Source organism: Sphingomonas sp. ID1715, from assembly GCF_013044515.1.
GTDB lineage: Bacteria > Pseudomonadota > Alphaproteobacteria > Sphingomonadales > Sphingomonadaceae > Sphingomonas_B.
The window spans coordinates 422,935-442,545 of record NZ_JABEPR010000001.1 but is presented as its reverse complement, the minus strand read 5'-3'; the positions used below and the strand labels follow the sequence as shown (position 1 = coordinate 442,545).

Annotated in this window: 21 protein-coding genes; 12 read left to right on the top strand and 9 right to left on the bottom strand. The window is 65.7% G+C overall.

Translation table 11 applies throughout. From position 1 onward, the window contains the following. Positions 1-63 precede the first annotated feature (63 nt). On the bottom strand, positions 64-2,184 hold the full coding sequence (locus tag HJG53_RS02155) for a penicillin acylase family protein (RefSeq protein WP_171127537.1): 2,121 nt from the start codon (positions 2,182-2,184) through the stop codon (positions 64-66). Next, positions 2,172-2,900 carry a monofunctional biosynthetic peptidoglycan transglycosylase gene (mtgA, locus tag HJG53_RS02150; protein WP_171127536.1) on the bottom strand — a complete coding sequence of 243 codons (729 nt, stop codon included), beginning with the start codon at positions 2,898-2,900 and terminating at the stop codon, positions 2,172-2,174. The genes HJG53_RS02155 and mtgA overlap by 13 nt, the downstream gene beginning before the upstream one ends. 340 nt (positions 2,901-3,240) lie before the next feature. On the opposite strand from mtgA, the gene HJG53_RS02145 reads away from it, so the two are divergent. Further along, the gene (locus HJG53_RS02145) at positions 3,241-3,630 is read left to right on the top strand and encodes a GIY-YIG nuclease family protein (RefSeq protein WP_171127535.1); all 390 of its coding nucleotides are present in this window, start codon (positions 3,241-3,243) and stop codon (positions 3,628-3,630) included. A 101-nt stretch (positions 3,631-3,731) separates the two neighbouring features. On the opposite strand, the gene rpoH is transcribed toward HJG53_RS02145, so the two are convergent. Next, positions 3,732-4,637, bottom strand: a complete 906-nt coding sequence (gene rpoH / locus HJG53_RS02140) for an RNA polymerase sigma factor RpoH (protein ID WP_171127534.1) — start codon at positions 4,635-4,637, stop codon at positions 3,732-3,734. A 62-nt stretch (positions 4,638-4,699) separates the two neighbouring features. Then, positions 4,700-5,656: an RluA family pseudouridine synthase gene (locus tag HJG53_RS02135; RefSeq protein WP_171127533.1), complete on the bottom strand. Its 957-nt coding sequence runs from the start codon at positions 5,654-5,656 to the stop codon at positions 4,700-4,702. Positions 5,657-5,672: 16 nt separating this feature from the next. Between HJG53_RS02135 and HJG53_RS02130 the strand changes: the two genes are divergently transcribed. After that, positions 5,673-6,071 (top strand): M67 family metallopeptidase, encoded by a 399-nt coding sequence (locus tag HJG53_RS02130; protein ID WP_368039482.1) that lies wholly within the window; start codon positions 5,673-5,675, stop codon positions 6,069-6,071. Here the strand turns inward: HJG53_RS02130 and HJG53_RS19035 are convergent. After that, positions 6,052-6,297 (bottom strand): SWIB/MDM2 domain-containing protein, encoded by a 246-nt coding sequence (locus tag HJG53_RS19035; protein WP_368039508.1) that lies wholly within the window; start codon positions 6,295-6,297, stop codon positions 6,052-6,054. The two genes, HJG53_RS02130 and HJG53_RS19035, sit on opposite strands and share 20 nt — an antisense overlap. Before the next feature lie 223 nt (positions 6,298-6,520). On the opposite strand from HJG53_RS19035, the gene HJG53_RS02120 reads away from it, so the two are divergent. The 8 genes from HJG53_RS02120 to HJG53_RS02085 all read left to right on the top strand — a co-directional run bounded on the left by HJG53_RS02120 (position 6,521) and on the right by HJG53_RS02085 (position 14,010). Beyond that, on the top strand, positions 6,521-7,165 hold the full coding sequence (locus HJG53_RS02120; protein WP_171127531.1) for a histidine phosphotransferase family protein: 645 nt from the start codon (positions 6,521-6,523) through the stop codon (positions 7,163-7,165). 54 nt (positions 7,166-7,219) lie between these two features. Continuing rightward, complete coding sequence (locus HJG53_RS02115; protein ID WP_171127530.1) at positions 7,220-9,568, top strand: chemotaxis protein CheA; 2,349 nt, start codon at positions 7,220-7,222, stop codon at positions 9,566-9,568. Further along, complete coding sequence (locus HJG53_RS02110; RefSeq protein WP_171127529.1) at positions 9,568-10,002, top strand: chemotaxis protein CheW; 435 nt, start codon at positions 9,568-9,570, stop codon at positions 10,000-10,002. Before HJG53_RS02115 ends, HJG53_RS02110 begins: the two co-directional genes overlap by 1 nt. Positions 10,003-10,086: 84 nt before the next feature. Then, positions 10,087-10,452: a response regulator gene (locus tag HJG53_RS02105; protein ID WP_171127528.1), complete on the top strand. Its 366-nt coding sequence runs from the start codon at positions 10,087-10,089 to the stop codon at positions 10,450-10,452. Between the two features lie 31 nt (positions 10,453-10,483). After that, positions 10,484-11,560 carry a chemotaxis-specific protein-glutamate methyltransferase CheB gene (cheB, locus tag HJG53_RS02100; protein ID WP_171127527.1) on the top strand — a complete coding sequence of 359 codons (1,077 nt, stop codon included), beginning with the start codon at positions 10,484-10,486 and terminating at the stop codon, positions 11,558-11,560. Beyond that, a complete protein-coding gene (locus HJG53_RS02095) occupies positions 11,557-12,390 on the top strand; it encodes a protein-glutamate O-methyltransferase CheR (RefSeq protein WP_171127526.1) in 834 nt (277 codons plus the stop codon). Before cheB ends, HJG53_RS02095 begins: the two co-directional genes overlap by 4 nt. Before the next feature lie 43 nt (positions 12,391-12,433). Then, a complete protein-coding gene (locus HJG53_RS02090) occupies positions 12,434-13,321 on the top strand; it encodes a DMT family transporter (protein ID WP_368039481.1) in 888 nt (295 codons plus the stop codon). Positions 13,322-13,377: 56 nt separating this feature from the next. After that, the gene (locus HJG53_RS02085) at positions 13,378-14,010 is read left to right on the top strand and encodes an N-acetylmuramoyl-L-alanine amidase (protein ID WP_171128104.1); all 633 of its coding nucleotides are present in this window, start codon (positions 13,378-13,380) and stop codon (positions 14,008-14,010) included. Between the two features lie 13 nt (positions 14,011-14,023). Here the strand turns inward: HJG53_RS02085 and HJG53_RS02080 are convergent, their stop codons facing one another. From HJG53_RS02080 to ald, 3 genes are all read right to left on the bottom strand, one after another. Continuing rightward, positions 14,024-14,653: a PEPxxWA-CTERM sorting domain-containing protein gene (locus HJG53_RS02080; protein WP_171127525.1), complete on the bottom strand. Its 630-nt coding sequence runs from the start codon at positions 14,651-14,653 to the stop codon at positions 14,024-14,026. A gap of 151 nt (positions 14,654-14,804) precedes the next feature. After that, positions 14,805-15,023 (bottom strand): DUF3072 domain-containing protein, encoded by a 219-nt coding sequence (locus HJG53_RS02075; RefSeq protein ID WP_171127524.1) that lies wholly within the window; start codon positions 15,021-15,023, stop codon positions 14,805-14,807. A gap of 173 nt (positions 15,024-15,196) precedes the next feature. Next, positions 15,197-16,300: an alanine dehydrogenase gene (ald, locus tag HJG53_RS02070; RefSeq protein WP_171127523.1), complete on the bottom strand. Its 1,104-nt coding sequence runs from the start codon at positions 16,298-16,300 to the stop codon at positions 15,197-15,199. A 107-nt stretch (positions 16,301-16,407) separates the two neighbouring features. Between ald and HJG53_RS02065 the strand changes: the two genes are divergently transcribed. Together HJG53_RS02065 and HJG53_RS02060 are read left to right on the top strand one after the other, a co-directional pair. Further along, on the top strand, positions 16,408-16,872 hold the full coding sequence (locus HJG53_RS02065; protein ID WP_171127522.1) for an Lrp/AsnC family transcriptional regulator: 465 nt from the start codon (positions 16,408-16,410) through the stop codon (positions 16,870-16,872). Between the two features lie 124 nt (positions 16,873-16,996). Next, on the top strand, positions 16,997-18,946 hold the full coding sequence (locus HJG53_RS02060; protein ID WP_171127521.1) for a potassium transporter Kup: 1,950 nt from the start codon (positions 16,997-16,999) through the stop codon (positions 18,944-18,946). On the opposite strand, the gene HJG53_RS02055 is transcribed toward HJG53_RS02060, so the two are convergent. Next, positions 18,943-19,608 carry a glutathione S-transferase family protein gene (locus HJG53_RS02055; RefSeq protein WP_171127520.1) on the bottom strand — a complete coding sequence of 222 codons (666 nt, stop codon included), beginning with the start codon at positions 19,606-19,608 and terminating at the stop codon, positions 18,943-18,945. The genes HJG53_RS02060 and HJG53_RS02055 overlap by 4 nt on opposite strands. Positions 19,609-19,611: the final 3 nt, after the last annotated feature.

Sequence of the window (19,611 nt, the reverse complement as noted above, 5' to 3'; positions counted from 1 at the left end):
TCTTACGCGGGACACAAAACGCGCGGAGGGTGGCGGAGTTCCTGCGATTGTCGCTGATCTGGATCAGCAGGGGCGGCGCTGGCCGGGGCGGTAGCTGCAGGCAATGTTGGGCGCCAGTTCCGCTTCCGAGAACCACGCCGGCTTCATCGCCTCGCGCGCGAAGAGCGGCGCCTGATCGCTGTAATGGGGCGAGGCCGGACGGCTCGTCGCGGCGCCATATTGGTGGATGCTGGTCGCCGAGAGACGGCCGGCGCGGTCCCAGGTTACGTTCATGATGAAGCTGTCGCCGAGATTGGCGGACAGGCGGCCATCATCGCTCCATTCCGTGTAGATCGCCCGCAGCGCGCCGGGGCCGCCGGTCAGCGGCAAATCCTTGTTCCCGCGCCGCAGGCGCACCAGCGAGGTGAGCGGCGGATCGAGCCGTCCGAAGCCGGTGGTGAGCCGCTTTACGGCATCCTCGATCGCCTCGCGCGGCGGCGGCGGCGCTTCGTTGCGGTAGAGCGCGCGGAACGGATATTTGATGACGAGCAGGGCGAGGGCATCGGCGGCGCCGCGCCCGTCGAGCGTGCCGTCCCAGGTGGCGAGCAGGCGCTGGGCCCGGGCGAGCTCCGGAGCGTTGCGCAGGTCCAGCGCCAGGACGGCGGCGACATAGCGCCGCTCATAGGAGCGCGGGTCATAGCCCGTGTCCATCTTCACCCGCCACAGGGCGTCGGCGGAAATGCGCGGCATCCGCGAGAGGAGGTCCGTTGCCCGCAACGCTCGGTTGGTGACATTCTCTTCGACGCCGAGCAGCGGCGAATAGGCTTCCCGCTTCAGGTTGGATGCGGCGTCGGTCGCCAGCCAGGGCGCGTTGTTGGCATTGACCAGATAGCCGCTCGGCGGGTCGACCAGCTGCGGCGCGGCGTCGAAGGGCAGAGCACGCCGCCACAGCGTCTGGCTGGTGTCGCCCGGCAGGATGTGCCGCCAGTCGAAACCCGGGACCCGCTCCGGAAAGCGCGCATTGTAGAAAAAGGCGATGCGGCCGGTCGCGTCGGCATAGATGAAGTTGGTGGCTGGCACCGCGCCCATGCGCATTGCCGCCAGCCACTCGGCATAGCTGCGCGCCTTGGTGAGGCGGTAATATTGCTCGACCTGGGCGATCTCGCCGATGCCGCCATAGCGGATCGCGAAGGCACCGGCGTCGTTGCGGATGGCAGGACCATGGACGGAGCGGTAGACGGTTCGCGGCACCGGCAACACGAAGGGGCCGAAACGCACTTTCAGCCACACGCGACGGCTTTGCAGCGGCAGTGTGCGGCCGTCGAAGCGGTAGCCGCCATCGACCGGCTTCAGCCGATACACGTCCACCAGATCGGGCCGGTTGACGGTGTTCGCCCAGCCGAGCGTGGCATTGTGGCCGAGCAGCGGGAAGGGGGCGATTGGGAACAGTCCGCCTGCCATGTCCCAACCGCTGTCGCTGGTCACATGCGCTTCATACCAGGCGACCGGTCCCGTCCAGGGCTGGTGCGAGTTGATGATCAGCCGCGTCGCCCCATCGTCCGATCGGCGGGGCGCGACGGCGAAGGCGTTGGAGCCCTTGGGCTGCTCGAAGCCGCTGTCGTTCGGCAGCGGCTTGTTCTCGACCAGCGCGCCGAGCGTGTGGTCGAGACCGAAGAAGAAGGGGGAGGTGAGGGCGAAGCCGGTGACGATGTCCTTGCCCGTGATCGGGAACAGGCCGCGCAGCCGCCGCTCCTCAGGGTGGCGGGCGGCGTAGAGGTTCAGCCCCTCGGCATAGGCCTCCACTATCGCCCGCACCTCGGGGGAAAGGCGCGTCGCGTAGCCGCGCTCCACGTCGGCGCGAGGGTTGAGCAGGTGATAGGCATAGTCCTGCGCCGCGCCCTTGGTGCCGGTCAGCTCCCCCAGCCGACCGCGCGTGCCCGCCATCACCTCCTGCAAGGTGGTGAAATCATCCTCCGCATGGGCATAGGCGAGGCCGAAGGCCGCGTCGGCGTCAGTCCGCCCCTTCACATGCGGCACGCCCCAGCGGTCGCGGCGGATGACGACATCGCGGCTGGCTGCGGGCTCCGGCAGGTCCTCAAAGCGCGCGAGCTGCGGCGCGTTCAGGGCGGCGTTGATGGCGAGGAGGGCGGCGATCAGCAGAAACAGCGCCGCGAGCGCCGCGCCGGCGCGCTTCAACGCACGCACGCATCGAGCCCTTCGCGGCGCACCACCCCCGCCCGCCGCAGGATCGCATTGCCATAGCGACGGGTGTAGCCAGTGGGCGCGGCGCCGGCGCGTCTTTTAGGGAGCGGTAGGACGGCGGCGATGCGCGATGCCTCGACCGGGCTCAGGCGCGAGGCATCGTGCTTGAAATAGCGCTGAGCGCCGGCGTTCGCGCCATAGGTGGCGATGCCGGTCTCCGCGATGTTCAGATAGACTTCCATGATCCGGCGCTTGCCCCAGATCGCTTCGATCAGGACGGTGAACCAGGCTTCGAGGGCCTTGCGGAAATAGCCGCCGCCTTGCCACAGAAAGGCGTTCTTCGCGGTCTGCTGGCTGATCGTCGAGCCGCCGCGGATCACCTTGCCGCCGCTCGCATTGCGGAGCGCGGCCGCGGCGATCGCGTCGACGTCGAAGCCGTGATGCGAGCAGAATTTGGAGTCCTCCGCGGCGATCACGGCGCGCGCCATATCGGGGTCGATCCGGTCCAGGCTCATCCAGTCCTTGTCGACGCTCCGCCCGCCAAGCGTGTCGCCGGCCATGGTGAAGGTGAAGGGCGGCGGCACGAAGCGGTAGATCAGCACCCAGGCCAGTGAGATCAGCAGAAAGCCGGCGACCAGCCGCAGCAGGAAGCGGAACGGTCGAAACCCTCGCGCTTTTGTGCGGCGGGATGAAGTTCGGGACGGAGCACGCGCGGCCATGAGGATTGCTAACCCAGCGAAAGGCCGCCGTCACCTGATCGCGGTGCTGCTGGCGTCACTGACGCACGAGCAGTTCCGCGAAAAGTGACTAGCTTGGCCCAGTGAAAGGTGAAACGAGTTGGGGATGAGAGCGCTTCCCCAAGACGTAATCCAGCAGCTAACTACAAAGTCTGACAAGATCAGAGCATTGGCCGCTGCAGGGTTCACTCGAACCGAGATCGCGCAGTTCCTCGAAATTCGGTACCAGCACGTGCGAAACGTCCTTGTGCAATCAGGTGTGCCAAGCTCGCCGGCCAGGCCCAAGGAACGTTCAGTTAGCATCGCTCCGGAGCCGTGGCCGATGCAAAGGCTTATCGATGCTGGTTTTGATCTCTTGGGCGAGTGCCGTCTCAATGGCGATGGTGCATTCGCCTATTCCGAACAGGCTCCCACAGATGCAGGCGTCTACGCCTTCGCAGTGGAAGGCGTTGTTCATTATGTTGGCTTGACCCGTTTCGGTCTGCGTACCCGTCTAGGGCATTACGTCTATGGCCACGAACGACAGAGAACGAGTGCCAGAATTAAGCAGCTGATCCTCGGCGCCTTGGCCGCCGATCGGAGCGTGACAGTCTTGATCGCCCGGCCTCCCGCGATGTCTTGGAATGGGCTGCCCGTTGATGGTGCCGCAGGTTTGGAGACCGGGCTGATCAAGATGATCCGCCCGCCTTGGAATCAGCAGGGCAATCGTTAGGGACGCCGGTTGCGGTCAGTTAGCCGCTGGGAACAGAACAATTCCTCAGCCACACTGGCGATAGGCATCTCCTTGCCCTGTTTCGAATCTTTGCGATTGGATCAGGCGAGGGCGAGCAGTCGCTTCTCGCCGGCCAGCCGCATCATCGCTCGCTGCAGTTTCTCGAACGCCCGCACCTCGATCTGGCGGACACGTTCGCGGCTGACGCCATAGACCTGGGAGAGTTCCTCCAGGGTCTTCGGCTCTTCGGCGAGGCGCCGTTCGGTGAGGATGTGCTTTTCGCGATCGTTGAGGTCGTCCATCGCTTCGAGCAGCAGTTCGTGGCGGACCTGCTTCTCTTCGCTCTCCGCCAGTCGCTCGTCCTGCAGCGGATCGGTGTCGGCCAGCATGTCCTGCCACTGGCTTTCCGAATCCTCGCGCATGGTGACGTTGAGCGAGGTGTCGCCGCCCATCGCCATGCGGCGGTTCATCGACACGACATCTTCTTCCGATACGCCGAGATCGGTCGCGATCTTGGTCACGTCCTCGGGCTTCAGGTCGCCATCCTCGAACGCGTCGATGCGGTTCTTCATCCGGCGGAGGTTGAAGAACAGCTTCTTCTGCGCCGCCGTGGTGCCCATCTTCACCAGCGACCAGCTGCGGAGGATGAATTCCTGGATCGAGGCGCGGATCCACCACATCGCATAGGTGGCGAGGCGGAAGCCGCGATCGGGCTCGAACTTCTTCACACCCTGCATCAGGCCGATATTGCCTTCGGAGATCAGCTCCGACACCGGCAGGCCATAGCCGCGATAGCCCATCGCGATCTTGGCGACGAGACGCAGGTGGGACGTCACCAGCTGCGCGGCCGCTTCGGGGTCGCCATGCTCCTGATAGCGCTTGGCGAGCATATATTCCTGCTCGGGCGCCAGGATCGGGAATTTCTTGATCTCGGCGAGGTACCGGTTGAGGCTGGCCTCGCCGCCCAGCGCCGGGATGGTCGCCGGAACGTTTCTGCCTTCAGCCATGATCTTATAATCTCCCTGCCGAACGCTCCCCGCCTTTTGCCGGAGAGCAAAGCTTAACAAACCTATACCGCCAGTGCGCTTAACAGTTCCTGCATGTCATCGGGCATTCGACTGTCAAACGACAAACTTCGACTATCGATCGGGTGGCGAAAGCCGAGCCGTGCCGCATGCAGGGCCTGCCGTTCGAAACCCAATCTTTTCAACACGTCGCGCGTGCCGGGCCGGCTGCGGCCATAAACCGGGTCGCCGAGCAGCGGGTGGCCGATCGATGCCATGTGGACGCGCACCTGGTGCGTGCGCCCCGTTTCCAGCCGGCATTCGACCAGTGCCGAGTCGCGCAGCGGCCTCTCCAACCGCCAATGCGTCACCGCCCGCTTGCCGCGCCCGGTGCCGACGATCGCGACCTTCTTCCGGTTCGCGTCCGATCGGGCGAGATTGGCATCGATGGTGCCGTCGCCGCTCGTCGGGCGCCCGGCGACGATCGCCTGATAGCGGCGATCGATCGAGTGATCGGCGAACTGCCTCGCCAGCCCCTCATGTGCGCGGTCGGTCTTGGCCGCAACCAGCAGCCCCGATGTATCCTTGTCGATCCGGTGCACGATGCCCGGCCGCGCCACTCCGCCGATGCCCGACAGATTGCCGGCACAATGGTGGAGCAGGGCGTTGACCAGCGTCCCGTCCGGGTTGCCCGCGGCCGGGTGGACGACCATCCCCGCCGGCTTGTCGATGACGATCAGGTGATCGTCTTCATAGACGACGGTCAGCCCCAGATCCTGGGCCTCGTTATGCGCCGGTCGCGGTGCCGGCACTTCAACGGCGAAGCTTTGGCCCGCGCGCGCCTTGATCGCGGGATCGCGCAAGGTGAGGCCGTCGCCCCGCCGGACCTGCCCGGACGAGATGAGCGCCTTGATCCGTTCCCGCGACAGCGTCGGCAGTGCGGCGGCCAAGGCGCGGTCCAGCCGCCAGCCCTCGGCATCGGCCCCGATCACTGTCTCAAGAATGGAAACCCCCCGGCACATTCGTTACGCGGATGTGGTGACGAAGGTCGAAATTTCAAGGGAGGCGCTGGCCGCGATCAAGGCGCACGCGGCGACCGATCCCGAGCATGAGGTATGCGGCCTTTTGCTCGGCTCCGGGGACAGGATCACCGCCGCGGCGCCCGCCCGTAACATCGCCGACGACCCGCGCCGGCGCTTCGAAATCGATCCGACCGCGCTGTTCAAGGCGCTGCGGCGAGAGCGGGCAGGCGGCCCCGGGGTGCTCGGCTATTACCATTCGCATCCGCATGGGCCGGCCCTCCCGTCCGCAACCGACCAGGCGATGGCGGAGCCGAATGGAAAGCTGTGGCTCATCGTCGGCGGAGCGGAGGTCCGCGCCTGGCGCGCCGGTGCGCGAGGGTTCGAGGAGGTGGAACTCAGCCCTTCTTGGCGGTGAGATGCGCGCTCAGATGCTTGTTCATCTCGAACATGCTGACCGACTTCTTCTTGCCGAAGACTTTGCCGAGCTTCTCGTCCGCGTTGATCTGGCGCCGGTCCTTGGCATCCTGCAAGTCGTTCTTCTTGATATAGTCCCAGACCTTCTTGACCACCTCGCTGCGCGGCAGGTCGGCCTTGCCGACGATCTCGGCGAGCTCGGGGGAAGGGGTGACGGGTGCCGTGATGCCGCCCCGCGCGCCGCCGGCCGGTTTGCCGGTTGCCTTGACCTTCTTTTCGGCCGCCCTGGTCTCGTCCTTGCCGCGCTTTTCCGCCGTCCGGGCCATCGCCTTCACCTCTCGCTGCTCACCTATGTTACTGATGTGCAATACGCCGGGCTCGCCGGATCGTTGCGTAAGCGCGGTCGGTAATGCTTGCCGGGCGCGCCACGCTCCGCCACAGGGTGGCGCCATGACGACCAGCGCCATCGATTTCGCCAGCCTGCTCTGCTCCCGCCTATGCCATGATCTGTTGAGCCCGGTTGGTGCGCTCAACAACGGGCTGGAGTTGCTCGCCGACGAGCATGATCCGGAGATGCGGGCGCGCTGTCTCGATCTGCTCAACGAAAGCGCGCGCGCTTCGGCCAACAAGCTGAAATTCTTTCGTCTCGCCTTCGGGGCGGCGGGCGGCTTCGGCGATCAGGTCGATGCGCGCGAGGCCCGCACCGCGATCGAAGGCATGTTCGCGGAAGGCGGCCGGACCGAGATCGGCTGGATGGTCGAGCCGGCAACGCTCAGCAAGCCGGCGATCAAGGTGCTGTTGAACCTCGCGCTCATCGCGGGCGACGCGCTGGTGCGCGGCGGCCGGCTCGACATCGGCGCCGAGAAGACTTCGGGCGGCACCGAGATGGTCGTCCGCGCCGAAGGGCCGCGGCTGGTGCTCGACCCCGAACTGCGTCGCGCGCTCGAAGGCAAGACGGCGGCCGACGAAGTGACGCCGCGCGCCGCCGCCGCCTGGATGGCGAGCGAGCTAGTCAAGGAAGCGAACGGCGCGATCCAGGTGTCCGGCCCCGACGATCCGTTCGTGATGTTCGGGGCAATCCTGAAGGACGGCTAACCCGCTCTTAACGCTTGCGGCGGCATAGCCCTTGCCGATTAGGTCGAGGGCTCGATGGACGATCTGCTGGCTGAATTCCTGGCCGAAACGCGCGAGACGCTGGATGCGCTGTCCGGCGAGATCATCGCGTGGGAAACCGATCCAACCGACCGCGGGCGCCTGGATGCGATCTTCCGCTTCGTGCACACCGTCAAGGGAAGCTGCGGCTTTCTCGAGCTACCGCGCTTCGAACGGCTGAGCCATGCGGCCGAGGATGCCCTTGCGGACGTCCGCGCCGGAACGCGCACGCCCGATGGCGCGCTGGTCAGCGCGGTCCTTGCGATCATCGACCGGATCGGGGAGCTGACCGAGGCCCTGGAAAGCGGAGCCGAGCTGCCGGGCGGAGACGATTCGCTGCTGATCGCCGCGCTGTCGGCGGACAACATCGTCTGTCCGGTGACCGGCACCCCGACCACGCAGATGAACGCCGGCCCGTCGCGCGCGCCGACCCGCAGCATTCGCGTGCCGCTGGATTTGCTCGACCGCATCATGAGCGGCGTCTCGGACATGGTGCTGGCGCGCAACGAACTGTCCCGCCGGCTGCGCGAGATCGGCGTGGAGGCGGACGTCGGCGGCGCATTCGAGCGCCTGTCCAACTGCGTGGCCGAGATGCGGGACTCGATCACGCGCACGCGCATGCAACGGATCGAGAAGCTCTTCTCGGCGCTACCGCGCATGGTCCGCGACACCTGCTCAGAACTGGGCAAGCAGGTCGAACTGGAAATCGACGGCAGTGATGTCGAGCTCGACCGCGAAATGATCGAGCTGATCCGCGACCCGCTGACGCACATGGTCCGCAACTCGATCGACCATGGCATCGAACCGCTTGAGCAGCGCCGCAAGCGCGGCAAGCCGGATCATGGCCGGCTGTCGATCGGCGCGCGCCAGTCGGGCAATCAGATCGTGATCGAGATCGCGGACGACGGCGCGGGTATCGACGAGGCGCGGGTGATCGCGAAGGCGGTCTCGCTGGGCGTGATCACGCAGGAGCTCGCCAACGCGCTGCCGCCCGCCGCGCGCGCCTCGCTGATCTTTTCACCCGGGCTCAGTACCGCCGACCAAGTCAGTTCCATTTCCGGCCGCGGCGTCGGCATGGATGTGGTCAAGTCGAACATCGAACGGATCGGCGGCTCGATCGAGCTGGAGAACCGGCCTGGCGCGGGTCTGCGCACGGTCATCCGCGTGCCGCTGACGCTGACCATCATCGCTTCATTGACCGTATCGGCGGGCGGCCAGTCCTTTGCCTTGCCCCGCGCCGCGATCGAGGAGATCGTCCACGTCTCCAGCGCCGCCATCCGGGTCGATGCGCTGGGCCACGCCCATTTCGCGACCATCCGCGGCCGTACCTTGCCGCTCGTCCACCTCGAACAAGTGCTGGGGATCGGGCGTCCCGAGGCCGTCTCCGGACGGACCATTGTCGTAGTGGGGGCCGGTTCGGGCCTGTCCTATGCCCTGTGCGTCGAGGCTGTGCATGATCACGAGGAGTTGGTGATCAAGCCCGCGTCGCCGGCGGTGATGGCGACCGGCGTCTATGGCGGCATGTCGCTGCCCGACAGCGGCGTGCCGATGCTGATGCTCGATGCTGCAGGCGTTGCCGACCGCGCGGGCGTGCAGCCGGAAGAGACGGACGTGCTTGCCGGGTTCCAGCCGGAGGCGGCGGAGGGCAGCAGCGAAGAGCTCGTATCGACACTGCTGTTCAAGGATCTGTCGGATCGCCGGCGCGGTATCCGGCTCGGCATCGTCGAGCGGCTGGAGGATGTGCCTGCCGATCAGGTCGCGTTTACCGCCGGACGGCTGAGGGTTGCGGTGGACGGACGCTTGCTTCCGCTCCTGGGTGCGGAGGACATCCTGCTCAGCGATGACCGCCCGGTGAAGCTGTTGCGCCTCAGCGATGGGGCCGCGGAGCTGGCTTATGCGATCGACGATGTCATCGACATCGTGGCGCTGCCGCCGCAGATGCACGCCGCCGCTGCCGAGGGGCCGGTTGCCGGCGTCGCGCTGATCGACGGCGAGCAGGTCGAACTGATCGACCTGTTCTGGCTATTCGCTCAGGCCGAGGCGGCGCCTGCCCCTGGAGCTGCCAAGCCCCTTTGCCTGATCGCCGAGCCGGAGGATCGCTGGTCGCGCGAAATCCTCAGTCCGCTTCTCCAGGCGGCGGGGTACCGGGTGTGCTTTGGCGGCGAGGCGGAATTGACGCCCGATATCATCCTTGCCGGAACGGAACCGGTGCCCGCCGACCTGACCGCGCCAGTCGTGCGTCTGCGGGCAGAGTTGGGCGGCGCGCAGGATGGCAGCGTCTATCGTTACGACCGGGCGGGACTGCTCTCCACGATCGAGCGGCAATTGGCGAAGCGGAGCGCGTGATGGAAAAACTCTATCTGATTGCCACCATCGCGGGCCAGCCGATCGCGATCCGGGCATCGCTGGTGGAGTCGGTCGTGGACCTTGGCGACGTCGCGCCGGTGCCGCTCGCGCCGTCGCACGTCGCCGGCCTGGCGGCGCTCCGCAGCAAGGTGCTAACCGTGATCTGCTGCGAATGCTCGCTCGGCCTGGCGGAGACCGGCAGCAAGGGCAAGCGCGCGGTGGTCGTCAGCGTCGACGGCCATCATTATGGCCTGCTCGTCGGCTCTATCGACGACGCCCGCGTCATCGACGAGCCGCCCCAGCCGATCCGCGGCCGGCTCGAGGCCGGTTGGGCGCGGGTCGCCCTTGGCATGCTGGAGCTGGACGGCGAAGCGCTGCTGCTGGTCGACCCCGAGCAAATCATCGCGGGTATCGAGGAGGCGCAGGCGGCCTGAGCGTTGCCGCGATCGCCCCTTAACTCCGTCCTTACTCTCTCCCGTTAAGCACGGGTCCACCAGAAAAAAGGTCGAGTAAGCAAGATGAAAACCTGCCTCGTCGTGGACGACTCCAAGGTCATCCGGAAGGTCGCCCGCCACATTCTCGAGACGCTCGACTTCGAGGTCGCCGAAGCCGGCGACGGCCGCGACGCGCTCACCCATTGCGAGGCGTCCCCGCCCGACGTCGTGCTGCTCGACTGGAACATGCCGGTCATGACGGGCATGGAGTTCCTGAAGGCCCTCGGCCAGACCGATTTGCCCAAGCGGCCGAAGGTCGTCTTCTGCACGACCGAGAACGGCATCGGCCATATCAAGGCGGCGATCGAAGCCGGCGCCGACGAATATGTGATGAAGCCGTTCGACCGCGATACGATCGCAAGCAAGCTCCAGATCGTCGGTCTCGTCTGAACGAAGCCGCGCGATGCCGCACCGCGCCTTGATGAAAGCCCGCCAGGCCGCCGCCGAAGCCAGGCCCATTCGGCTGCTGATCGTCGACGACTCGGCGGTGGCCCGTGCTGTCTTCGCGCGGATGGTGGGTGACCGGCGCGAGTTCGAGATTGCCGCGACCGTCCCGAGCGCGAGCGCGGCCCTGGTGTTCCTGGCCAGCCAGCGCGTCGACATCATCCTGCTCGATATCGAAATGCCCGGTCAGGACGGCCTGACGGCATTGCCGGCCCTGCTCGAAGCGAGCCGGGGGGCGCGCGTCCTGATCGTCTCGTCCTCCGCCGAACAGGGCGCCGAAGCAACGATCCGCGCCTTGACCCTCGGCGCTGCGGACACGCTCGCCAAACCCGGTGCCGGCACCTTTGGCGGTCGCTTCGCCGACCTGCTTGCCGAAAAGCTGATCCGGATCGGCCACGCCCCGGACGCTGGCGCAGCGAGAGAGTGCCATCGCCAGCCCAACGCAAAGGTGACGCTCCGGCGGCTCGGCGACAATCGGGTCGCGTGCCTGGCGATCGGCGCCTCGACCGGCGGCCTCCATGCCTTGTCGGACCTGCTGCGTGGCCTTCCGCCCAGCTTTGCCGTGCCGATCCTGATCACGCAGCACCTGCCGCCTTCATTCATGCCTATCTTTGCAGGGCAGGTGCAGGAAATGTCCGGCCGGCCGACCGCCGTCGCCCGGGCGGGCATGCCCCTGGCGCGTGGCCGCATCATCGTGGCGCCGGGGGAGGGGCATCTCTGCGTGGAGCTTGGCGGCGGCATGCCGCGCGTGCGCATCACCAATGAGCGCGTCGAAAGCGGCTGTCTGCCCTCGGTCGATCCGATGTTCGCCAGCGTCGCGGACGTGTTCGGGGTGTCCGGCATCGGCGTCGTGCTGAGCGGCATGGGCCGCGACGGCCTGCGCGGCGCCGAACAGCTGGCGGCGATCGGCGCGGATCTGTTCGTCCAGGATCGCGACAGTTCGGTCGTATGGGGCATGCCCGGCGCCGTCGCCACGGCGGGCCTCGCCAGCGCCATGCTGCCGCCCTTCCAGATCGCCGATCTGCTCTCCCGCCGCGAACGCGTCGCCGCATGACGGACGACAAGGCGCCGCTGCGCGCGTTCGCGGAACTGCTGGAACAACGGACCGGCCAGCAGATCGGCCCCAACCGTCTGTGGCGGGTAGAGACCGTCCTCAAATCCCTGATGAAGGAACGCAAGCTCGCCGACCTGGGGGCGCTCGCCGACGCGGTGCGGAGCGGGCGGGATCCCGCGCTTGCCAGCGAAGTGGTGGAGGCGCTGCTCAACAACGAGACCTTCTTCTTTCGCGACGCGCAGATGTTCGACCAGCTGCGCACAAGCGTGCTGGAGCGGCTGCGTCAGGCGCGGAGCGGTACACGCCGGCTGTCGATCTGGTGCGCAGGCTGCTCGACCGGCCAGGAAGCCTATTCCCTGGCGATGATATTCGCCGGCGACGCCGCGCGTTGGCAGGGCTGGACGATCGACATCACCGCGACCGACGTATCGGACGCTGCGCTCGTCAAGGCGAAGGCCGGCTTTTACACCCAGTTCGAAATCCAGCGCGGCCTGCCGGTGACGTCGATGTTGCGCTGGTTCGATCAGGTCGGCGACCAGTGGCGCGTGAAACGGGATCTGGCCCGCTACCTTCGGTTCCGCCGCCACAACCTGCTGCTGGCGCAGACCGGGCGGTTTGACCTGATCCTGTGCCGCAACGTGCTGCTCTATTTCTCGGCCGAACGGCGGCGGGAGGCGTTCGATCGGCTCGCCGACTCGCTGGCGCCTGACGGCCTGCTGATGCTGGGTGCCGGGGAAACGGTGATTGGCCAGACCGAAGCCTTCATGTCTGCGCCGGGTGCGCGCGGACTTTACTGCCGCGTGCCATCCGAAAAGCGACACGTCGCCTGACTCAGCGGGTTGCGGCCCGATCCTAGCCGGGTAGAGCGGCGGAGTGACCGTCTCTGCCCGCCTCGGCGCCCTCGACTTTGCCGTTGCCGCGGTGATGAACCTGCTCTGGGGCATGAACATCATCGCCGTGAAGATGGCGGTGACCGAGATCCCGCCGCTCACCGCGGCCTTTCTCCGCCAGATCATCGTACTGGCGGTCTGCCTGTCCTGGCTGCGGGTGGTGCCGGGCCGCATGAAGGAATTGCTGGCGCTCGGATTTCTGACCGGGGGCGCATTCTTTCTGGTCATCAACCTGTCGATGGCGGTGGCGGACAATGTCGGGGCCCTGGCGATCGCGAGCCAGATGGGCGTGCCGTTCTCGCTGCTGCTCGCCGTTCTGGTGTTCAAGGAGCGCATCCACAAATACCGAATCGCCGGCGTCGCTTTGTCGGTCCTGGGCGTGACCATTCTCGTCTTCGACCCCGCGGTCGCGCACGAACTGCCCGGCATCGCGCTCACCATCCTCGGCAGCGCGATCTGGGCGACTTCCTCTCTTATCCAGCGGAATCTGAGGGGCGTGCCGATCATGACCATGTACGCCTGGATCGGGCTGGTCGGCGCGGTGATGCTCACGCCGGTCGCCCTGGTCTTCGAGCCGCACGGTCTCCAGAGCATCCCGACCATCCCGCTCAAGAGCTTCGGTTGGGTCGCCTTTTCCGCAATCGGCTCGACGCTGATCGGTCATGGCTCGATGTCGTGGCTGCTGCAGCGTCACCCCGTCGCGTCGGTAACGCCGCTGACCCTCGCTTCGCCGGTGCTTTCGGTCCTGTTCGCTTCGTTGTTCTTCCACACACCCTTGACGCCCCTGATGATTTTGGGCGGGATCGTCGCGCTGACCGGAGTGGCGATCATCACCATTCGTTCGGCGCGGGTGAGGGAGCAGCAGGTTTGACCGAGATCATCGACACGCCCTCGCCGAATTTCGACGAGCGCAGCAGCCCGATTTCGATGATCGTGCTCCATTATACTGGCATGCAGGATGCCGCCTCGGCGATCGCGCAACTCGCCAATCCTGAGGCGAAGGTGTCGGCCCATTATGTGGTCACCGAAGACGGGCAGGTGGTCCGCATGGTCGCAGAGGACAAGCGCGCGTGGCATGCCGGCCGCTCGCACTGGCGCGGCATCACCGACGTGAACTCCGCCTCGATCGGTATCGAGATCGTCAATCCCGGACACGAGTTCGGCTACCGGCCTTTCCCGGACGAGCAGATCAACGCGCTGATCCCGCTGATGCAGGGCATCAAGGAGCGCTATAGCATCACCCGCGGCAACATCGTCGGCCATTCCGACATCGCCCCGGCGCGCAAGCAGGATCCGGGCGAGCTCTTCCCCTGGGGACGGCTGGCGAAGCTCCGCCTGGCACTGCCGCGCCCGACCAAGAACCTGATGGATCCCGGCTGGAGCGATGCCGGCTTCCTACTCGCGCTCGAACGCTTCGGCTATGAAGTCACCGACCCGCTCGCCGCCACGGTCGCCTTCCAACGCCGCTTCCGCCCCGAACTGATCGACGGCACCATCGACGGCGAATGCCGCGCGCTACTGCTCGCGCTGCTCCTGCCGAAGCCGCGGGGGGATGAGTGAGGATGAAACGGCGTCAGCCGTAGCTGACGAACGCCCTCTCCGATCTCCGCGCGGCCCAACCCAGAATGCCGAAACCGGCTAACATCAGCGCCCAACTCGAAGGCTCTGGAACACGCGGGGTCGGGTCCGGGAATCTAGCCGTCCAGAAGCCAGCCGTGGGAAAGCCCGCAAATGGTCCACCGTTCTTCAGCGCATTGAACTGGTCGGCCACGCTGTTCAGCGGTTGTCCGAAGGGACTGTAGGGGTTCCCGATCGTGATGGAGAGAAATGAAAGCGAGAACAAGCCGCCTTCATAACCAACTACACTGAGGCCCTGGTTCAGGTTGTTGAAGATGAACGCTCCTGTATTCGGATCGACGAAGGCGGCATTTTCCAGCCCGCCGCTGGAGGCGACGAATGAGTCCAGCGACAATCCGGGATAGGCAAGCTGGATGTTCTGAATATCGCTCAGCTCGATCCGACCGCTCTGCACTGCCGAAAGCGCCACCTGGAACGTGGCCAAACTTGGCTGGCCGACATTGTTGCCGAAGCCTTGGCTCGTGGTCGTCCAGGAATAGGTAACAAGCTCTGCAGCACCAGCCGGCGCGCCGGTAGCCAGCGCCAATGCGGAGACCGCCACAGCCAAAATCCGATGATGCTTCATCTCAACCCCCAGATCGACTGAAGTCTGAGCGTCTCACATAATTGAAGAGGTGGTCAACGACTCGTTAACCTTCGTTAATATCCAGTCACTTGTGACGGTGGCTGGATGTGAGGACGAGTGGGGGTGAGCGACTCGACTTGCGTCTGGGGCCTTACTTGCCTCGGCCGGTTTTCTCCTGCAGCGCGTCGATCCTCTTCGAGGCTTCGGCCTTGCTCAGTTCGTCGTCGAACTCTCCCTGCGCTTCTTCAGAGAGCGTCTTGAGGTAAGACGCCTGAGCGCCGGTCATCGGCTCGTCGCCGGTGACCCAATCATCCGGGTCCTTCTCGGCGTTGCCGTTGGCGTGTTCCTTGGGGTTGTGCTGGTCGGTCATGCGCTGGGAAACGCGGGACGTTCTGTGTTCGTTCCATACCTCGTTCGTCCTGAGCGGAGCGCGAAGCGCGTAGTCGAAGGGCGCTAGCTCTGAGCTGCGCCCCTCGACCCTTCGACTTCGCTCAGGACAGGCTTCGCTCGGGACGAGCGAAACATTCCTTTGCTACCGAAGGCTCAGGCGAACGCCGAATATTCCAGCCCCAGCGCGTCGGCAACGGCCTGATGCTTGATCTTGCCGCCCATTACGTTGAGGCCGTTCGCAAGATGCTGATCGGCGCGCATCGCTGCTTCCGCACCCAGATTCGCAAGCTTGAGGGCGAAGGGGAGGGTGGCGTTGTTCAGCGCGAAGGCGGAGGTTCGCGCCACCGCGCCCGGCATGTTGGCGACGCAATAATGGATCACGCCGTCCACTTCGAACACCGGATCCTGGTGGGTGGTCGCGTGGCTGGTTTCGAAGCAGCCGCCCTGGTCGATCGCGATATCGACCATAACCGACCCGCGCTTCATCGTCTTGACCATTTCGCGGGTGACGAGCTTGGGCGCCGCGGCGCCCGGCACGAGCACGGCGCCGATCACGAGATGCGCGTTGCGCACCGCCGCCGCCACGGCCGCCTTGGAGGCGAAGGCCGTCTTGATCTGGTTTGAAAAGAACATGTCGAGCTCGGCAAGGCGAGCGTTGTTGATGTCGTAGATGGTGACGTCGGCGCGCATGCCGACCGCCATCTGAGCCGCGTTCACGCCGGACACGCCGCCGCCCAGGATCGCGACCTTGGCCGGGGCCACGCCTGGCACGCCGCCGAGCAGCACGCCACGGCCGCCCTGTTCCTTCTCAAGATAGTGCGCGCCGACTTGCACCGACATGCGACCGGCGACTTCGGACATCGGCTTCAGCAGCGGCAGCGAGCCATCGCGCGCCGTCACCGTCTCATAGGCGATGCAGGTCGCGCCGGACTTGATCAGCCCCTGCGCCTGCTCGGGATCGGGGGCGAGGTGAAGATAGGTGAAGAGCAGGTGGCGGGGCTCCAGCAGTGCGATCTCCTGTGCCTGCGGCTCTTTCACTTTCACGATCATGTCGGACTGGGCGAAAACTTCAGCCGCCGTGCCGACGATACGCGCGCCCGCTTCGACATAGTCGGAGTCGTCGAAGTCGATGCCGCTGCCCGCCTTGGTCTCGACGATCACCTCATGGCCCGCGGCGACCAGCTCCGCGACCGATGGCGGGGTGAGGCCCACGCGATATTCGTGGTTCTTGATCTCCTTGGGCACGCCGACGCGCATGATCGCTCTCCTTCTGATGGGTTGTCGCGCCTATACTGCAACTTGCCGACGCGAATCCTTGCAAAGAGCAGTGGCGATGATGCCACGGCGTGCATAGAAGTGCGGTCATGGACCGTATCGACCGAACAATCCTGAAGACTCTGGCGCAGGACGCTCGCGCGCCGGTCAGCCGCATCGCCGAAGCGGCCGGCCTCTCCCAATCCGCCTGCACCCGTCGCATCCAGGGGCTGGAAGCCTCCGGCCGCATCGCCGGCTATGGCGCGCGGCTCGGTCACAAGAAGCTCGGCTTTCACGTGACCGCATTGGTCGACATTACCTTGTCCACCCAAGTCGAGGAGGATCTCGCCCGCTTCGAGCGCGCCGTGGCCGAGATTGACGGCATCGTCGAATGCGCGCTCATCTCCGGAGCGCACGATTACCGGCTGAAGATCGTCGCGAAGGACCTGGATGATTATGAACGCCTCCACCGCGAACATCTTGGGCGGCTGCCGGGGGTCACCACGATCAGTTCCAGCTTCGTGCTGCGCTCGGTCGCGACCCGCACCGAAGCGGATGCGCTGTTCGGTGCTTGAGGGGCGATGATTGCACCCCCATCTAAGCCATGCTAGGCGCCCGCGCCGCTGTCCTTGCAGGGGGCTATGGGCCGCGTTCGTACGTTATGTTCATGATGACGATCCTTCCTGAAATGTCGCGCCGATGAGCGCGCCCGTGGCAGACCCGGCGGTCGTCGCCGGCGTCGTGGAGCCGCAGGCGTCAGTCGACCCGCACGGCCATGGCAGCCAGGGGCTGCTGAAGCTCGCCATCGGCGCAATCGGCATCGTCTTCGGCGACATCGGCACCAGCCCCATCTACGCGTTTCGCGAGACCTTTGCGGGGCATCACCGGCTCGAGCCGGACGCGCTGCACATCTATGGCGTGCTCAGCCTCGTCTTCTGGTCGATGATGCTGATGGTGACGCTGAAATATGTCACCGTGATCATGCGTGCGGATAACAAGGGGGAGGGCGGCAGCCTCGCGTTGCTCGCGCTGATCAACCGCTCGACGCCGGGCAAGCGCTGGACTGCCCCGATCGTGCTGCTGGGCGTGTTCGCCACCGCGCTCTTCTACGGCGATTCCATGATCACGCCGGCCATGTCGGTGCTTTCGGCGGTAGAGGGCCTGACAGTCGTCGAGGCGCGCTTCTCGCCTTTCGTGGTGCCGCTGGCGGTCGGGATCCTCGTCTTCCTGTTCATGATCCAGTCGCGCGGCACGGCCGCGGTGGGCCGGCTGTTCGGCCCGATCATGCTGGCTTACTTCGTCACCATCGCCGTGCTCGGTGTGATGTACCTCGTGCAGGCGCCGGCCGTGCTGGCAGCGCTCAATCCCTGGTACGCAATGCGTTTCTTCATCGGCGATAGCTGGCGCGCCTTCCTCGCGCTCGGCAGCGTCGTGCTGGCGGTTACGGGCGCCGAAGCGCTGTACGCGGATATGGGGCATTTCGGACGCAATCCGATCCGGGTGTCGTGGATGTTCTTCGTGCTGCCAGCGCTCATGCTCAATTATTTGGGCCAGGGCGCGATGGTGCTGTCGCTTTCTCCTGCCGAGGCGGCGGAGACGATCAAGAACCCGTTCTTCCTGCTCGCGCCGGAGGCGTTCCGGCTGCCCCTGGTCATCCTCGCCACGCTTGCCACAATCATCGCCAGCCAGGCGGTGATCTCCGGCGCATTTTCTGTCACCCAGCAGGCAATCCAGCTCGGCTTCATCCCCCGCCTGCGCATCACCCACACCAGCGCCAGCACCGCCGGCCAAATCTACATCCCGGTGATCAACTGGGCGCTGATGGTGATGGTGATCCTGCTCGTCCTGTTCTTCCAATCCTCGTCGAACCTCGCTGCCGCCTATGGCATCGCGGTCACCGGCGCGATGACGATCGACGCCTGCCTGATCGCCGTCGTGCTCTTCTCGCTATGGCACTGGAACAAGGCCGCGGCGGTCGCGCTGCTGACCGTCTTCTTCACGGTCGACCTTGCCTATCTCGCGTCCAACCTGACCAAGGTGCCCGATGGCGGCTGGTTCCCGCTGCTGGTCGGCATCATCGCCTTCACGCTGCTGACCACCTGGGCGAAGGGGCGCAAGCTGATGATCGAGCGGCTGCGCGAAGCGGCGATGCCGATCTCGATCTTCATCGAATCCGCCGCGACCTCGGCCACTCGCGTGCCCGGCACCGCGGTGTTCATGACCTCGACGCCCGACGGCGTGCCGCACGCGCTGCTCCATAATCTGAAGCACAACAAGGTGCTGCACGAGCGGGTGATCCTGCTCACGGTCAAGATCGCCGACGTGCCCTTCATCGAGCAGGAGACACGCTGCCAGCTGGAGCCGCTCGGCCACGGCTTCCATCGGCTGGTGATCAAATACGGCTTCATGCAGGAACCGGACGTGCCCGCCGCGCTTGCTCAGATCACCGGCTGCGGCCCTGAGTTCAAGATGATGGACACCAGCTTCTTCCTCGCCCGCCAGACCCTGCTCGCCTCGTCCCGGCCCGGCATGGCGATCTGGCGCGAAAAGCTGTTCGCCTGGATGCTGCGCAACGCGGAAAGCGCGATGGAGTTTTTCAAGCTGCCCACCAACCGGGTGGTCGAACTCGGCAGCCAGGTCGAGATCTAGGCGAGGATTTGTCGCGCGCGCTCGACGAACTGCTTGCGCGCTTCCTCGGTCATCTCGCCACGCGGCGGCACCTGTACGCCCCTCTTGACCGCGTCCCGCTCGCCGACCTTGTCGGCCCAGTCCTTCAGGTGCGGGTGATTGTCGAGCGTCAGCCCCGGCCATTCGTGGGCGCGGACCCAGGGCCAGCAGGCGATATCGGCGATGCTGTAATCGTCTCCGCCCAGATAGGGTGAAGCGGATAGCCGCCCGTCCATCACGCCGAAAAGCCGGTAGCTTTCGCGCTCGTAGCGCTCGATCGCGGCTGGGATGTGCTCCGGGAAATAGCGCTTGAACACGTTCAGCTGGCCCATCATCGGCCCGAGCCCGCCCATCTGCCACATCACCCACTGGATGACGGTGCTGCGCGACCTGGGATCGCTAGGCAGGAACTTGCCCGTCTTCTCCGCCAGCCAGATCAGGATCGCACCTGATTCGAACACCGGGAAGCCATCATCGACGATTGCCGGAATGCGCCCATTGGGATTGATCGCCAGGAATTCTGGCGACTTCTGCTCCTGCGCCGCCATGTCGATGAAGTGCGGCGTGTAGGGCAGTCCGCATTCTTCCAGCATGATCGACACCTTGTAGCCGTTCGGCGTCGCGGCGGTGTAGAAGTCGATCATCGG

Excerpts from the sequence above, each read along its gene's own strand:
- HJG53_RS02075 (WP_171127524.1), bottom strand. The coding sequence starts at position 15,023 with ATGACCGACCAGCACAACCCCAAGGAACACGCCAACGGCAACGCCGAG.
- HJG53_RS02110 (WP_171127529.1), top strand. The coding sequence starts at position 9,568 with ATGGAAAAACTCTATCTGATTGCCACCATCGCGGGCCAGCCGATCGCG.
- HJG53_RS02120 (WP_171127531.1), top strand. The coding sequence starts at position 6,521 with ATGACGACCAGCGCCATCGATTTCGCCAGCCTGCTCTGCTCCCGCCTA.
- HJG53_RS02145 (WP_171127535.1), top strand. The coding sequence starts at position 3,241 with ATGCAAAGGCTTATCGATGCTGGTTTTGATCTCTTGGGCGAGTGCCGT.
- HJG53_RS02095 (WP_171127526.1), top strand. The coding sequence starts at position 11,557 with ATGACGGACGACAAGGCGCCGCTGCGCGCGTTCGCGGAACTGCTGGAA.
- HJG53_RS02065 (WP_171127522.1), top strand. The coding sequence starts at position 16,408 with ATGGACCGTATCGACCGAACAATCCTGAAGACTCTGGCGCAGGACGCT.
- mtgA (WP_171127536.1), bottom strand. The coding sequence starts at position 2,900 with ATGGCCGCGCGTGCTCCGTCCCGAACTTCATCCCGCCGCACAAAAGCG.
- HJG53_RS02080 (WP_171127525.1), bottom strand. The coding sequence starts at position 14,653 with ATGAAGCATCATCGGATTTTGGCTGTGGCGGTCTCCGCATTGGCGCTG.
- HJG53_RS02060 (WP_171127521.1), top strand. The coding sequence starts at position 16,997 with ATGAGCGCGCCCGTGGCAGACCCGGCGGTCGTCGCCGGCGTCGTGGAG.
- HJG53_RS02055 (WP_171127520.1), bottom strand. The coding sequence starts at position 19,608 with ATGATCGACTTCTACACCGCCGCGACGCCGAACGGCTACAAGGTGTCG.
- rpoH (WP_171127534.1), bottom strand. The coding sequence starts at position 4,637 with ATGGCTGAAGGCAGAAACGTTCCGGCGACCATCCCGGCGCTGGGCGGC.
- HJG53_RS02085 (WP_171128104.1), top strand. The coding sequence starts at position 13,378 with ATGATCGTGCTCCATTATACTGGCATGCAGGATGCCGCCTCGGCGATC.
- ald (WP_171127523.1), bottom strand. The coding sequence starts at position 16,300 with ATGCGCGTCGGCGTGCCCAAGGAGATCAAGAACCACGAATATCGCGTG.
- HJG53_RS02105 (WP_171127528.1), top strand. The coding sequence starts at position 10,087 with ATGAAAACCTGCCTCGTCGTGGACGACTCCAAGGTCATCCGGAAGGTC.
- HJG53_RS02135 (WP_171127533.1), bottom strand. The coding sequence starts at position 5,656 with ATGTGCCGGGGGGTTTCCATTCTTGAGACAGTGATCGGGGCCGATGCC.
- HJG53_RS02115 (WP_171127530.1), top strand. The coding sequence starts at position 7,220 with ATGGACGATCTGCTGGCTGAATTCCTGGCCGAAACGCGCGAGACGCTG.
- cheB (WP_171127527.1), top strand. The coding sequence starts at position 10,484 with ATGAAAGCCCGCCAGGCCGCCGCCGAAGCCAGGCCCATTCGGCTGCTG.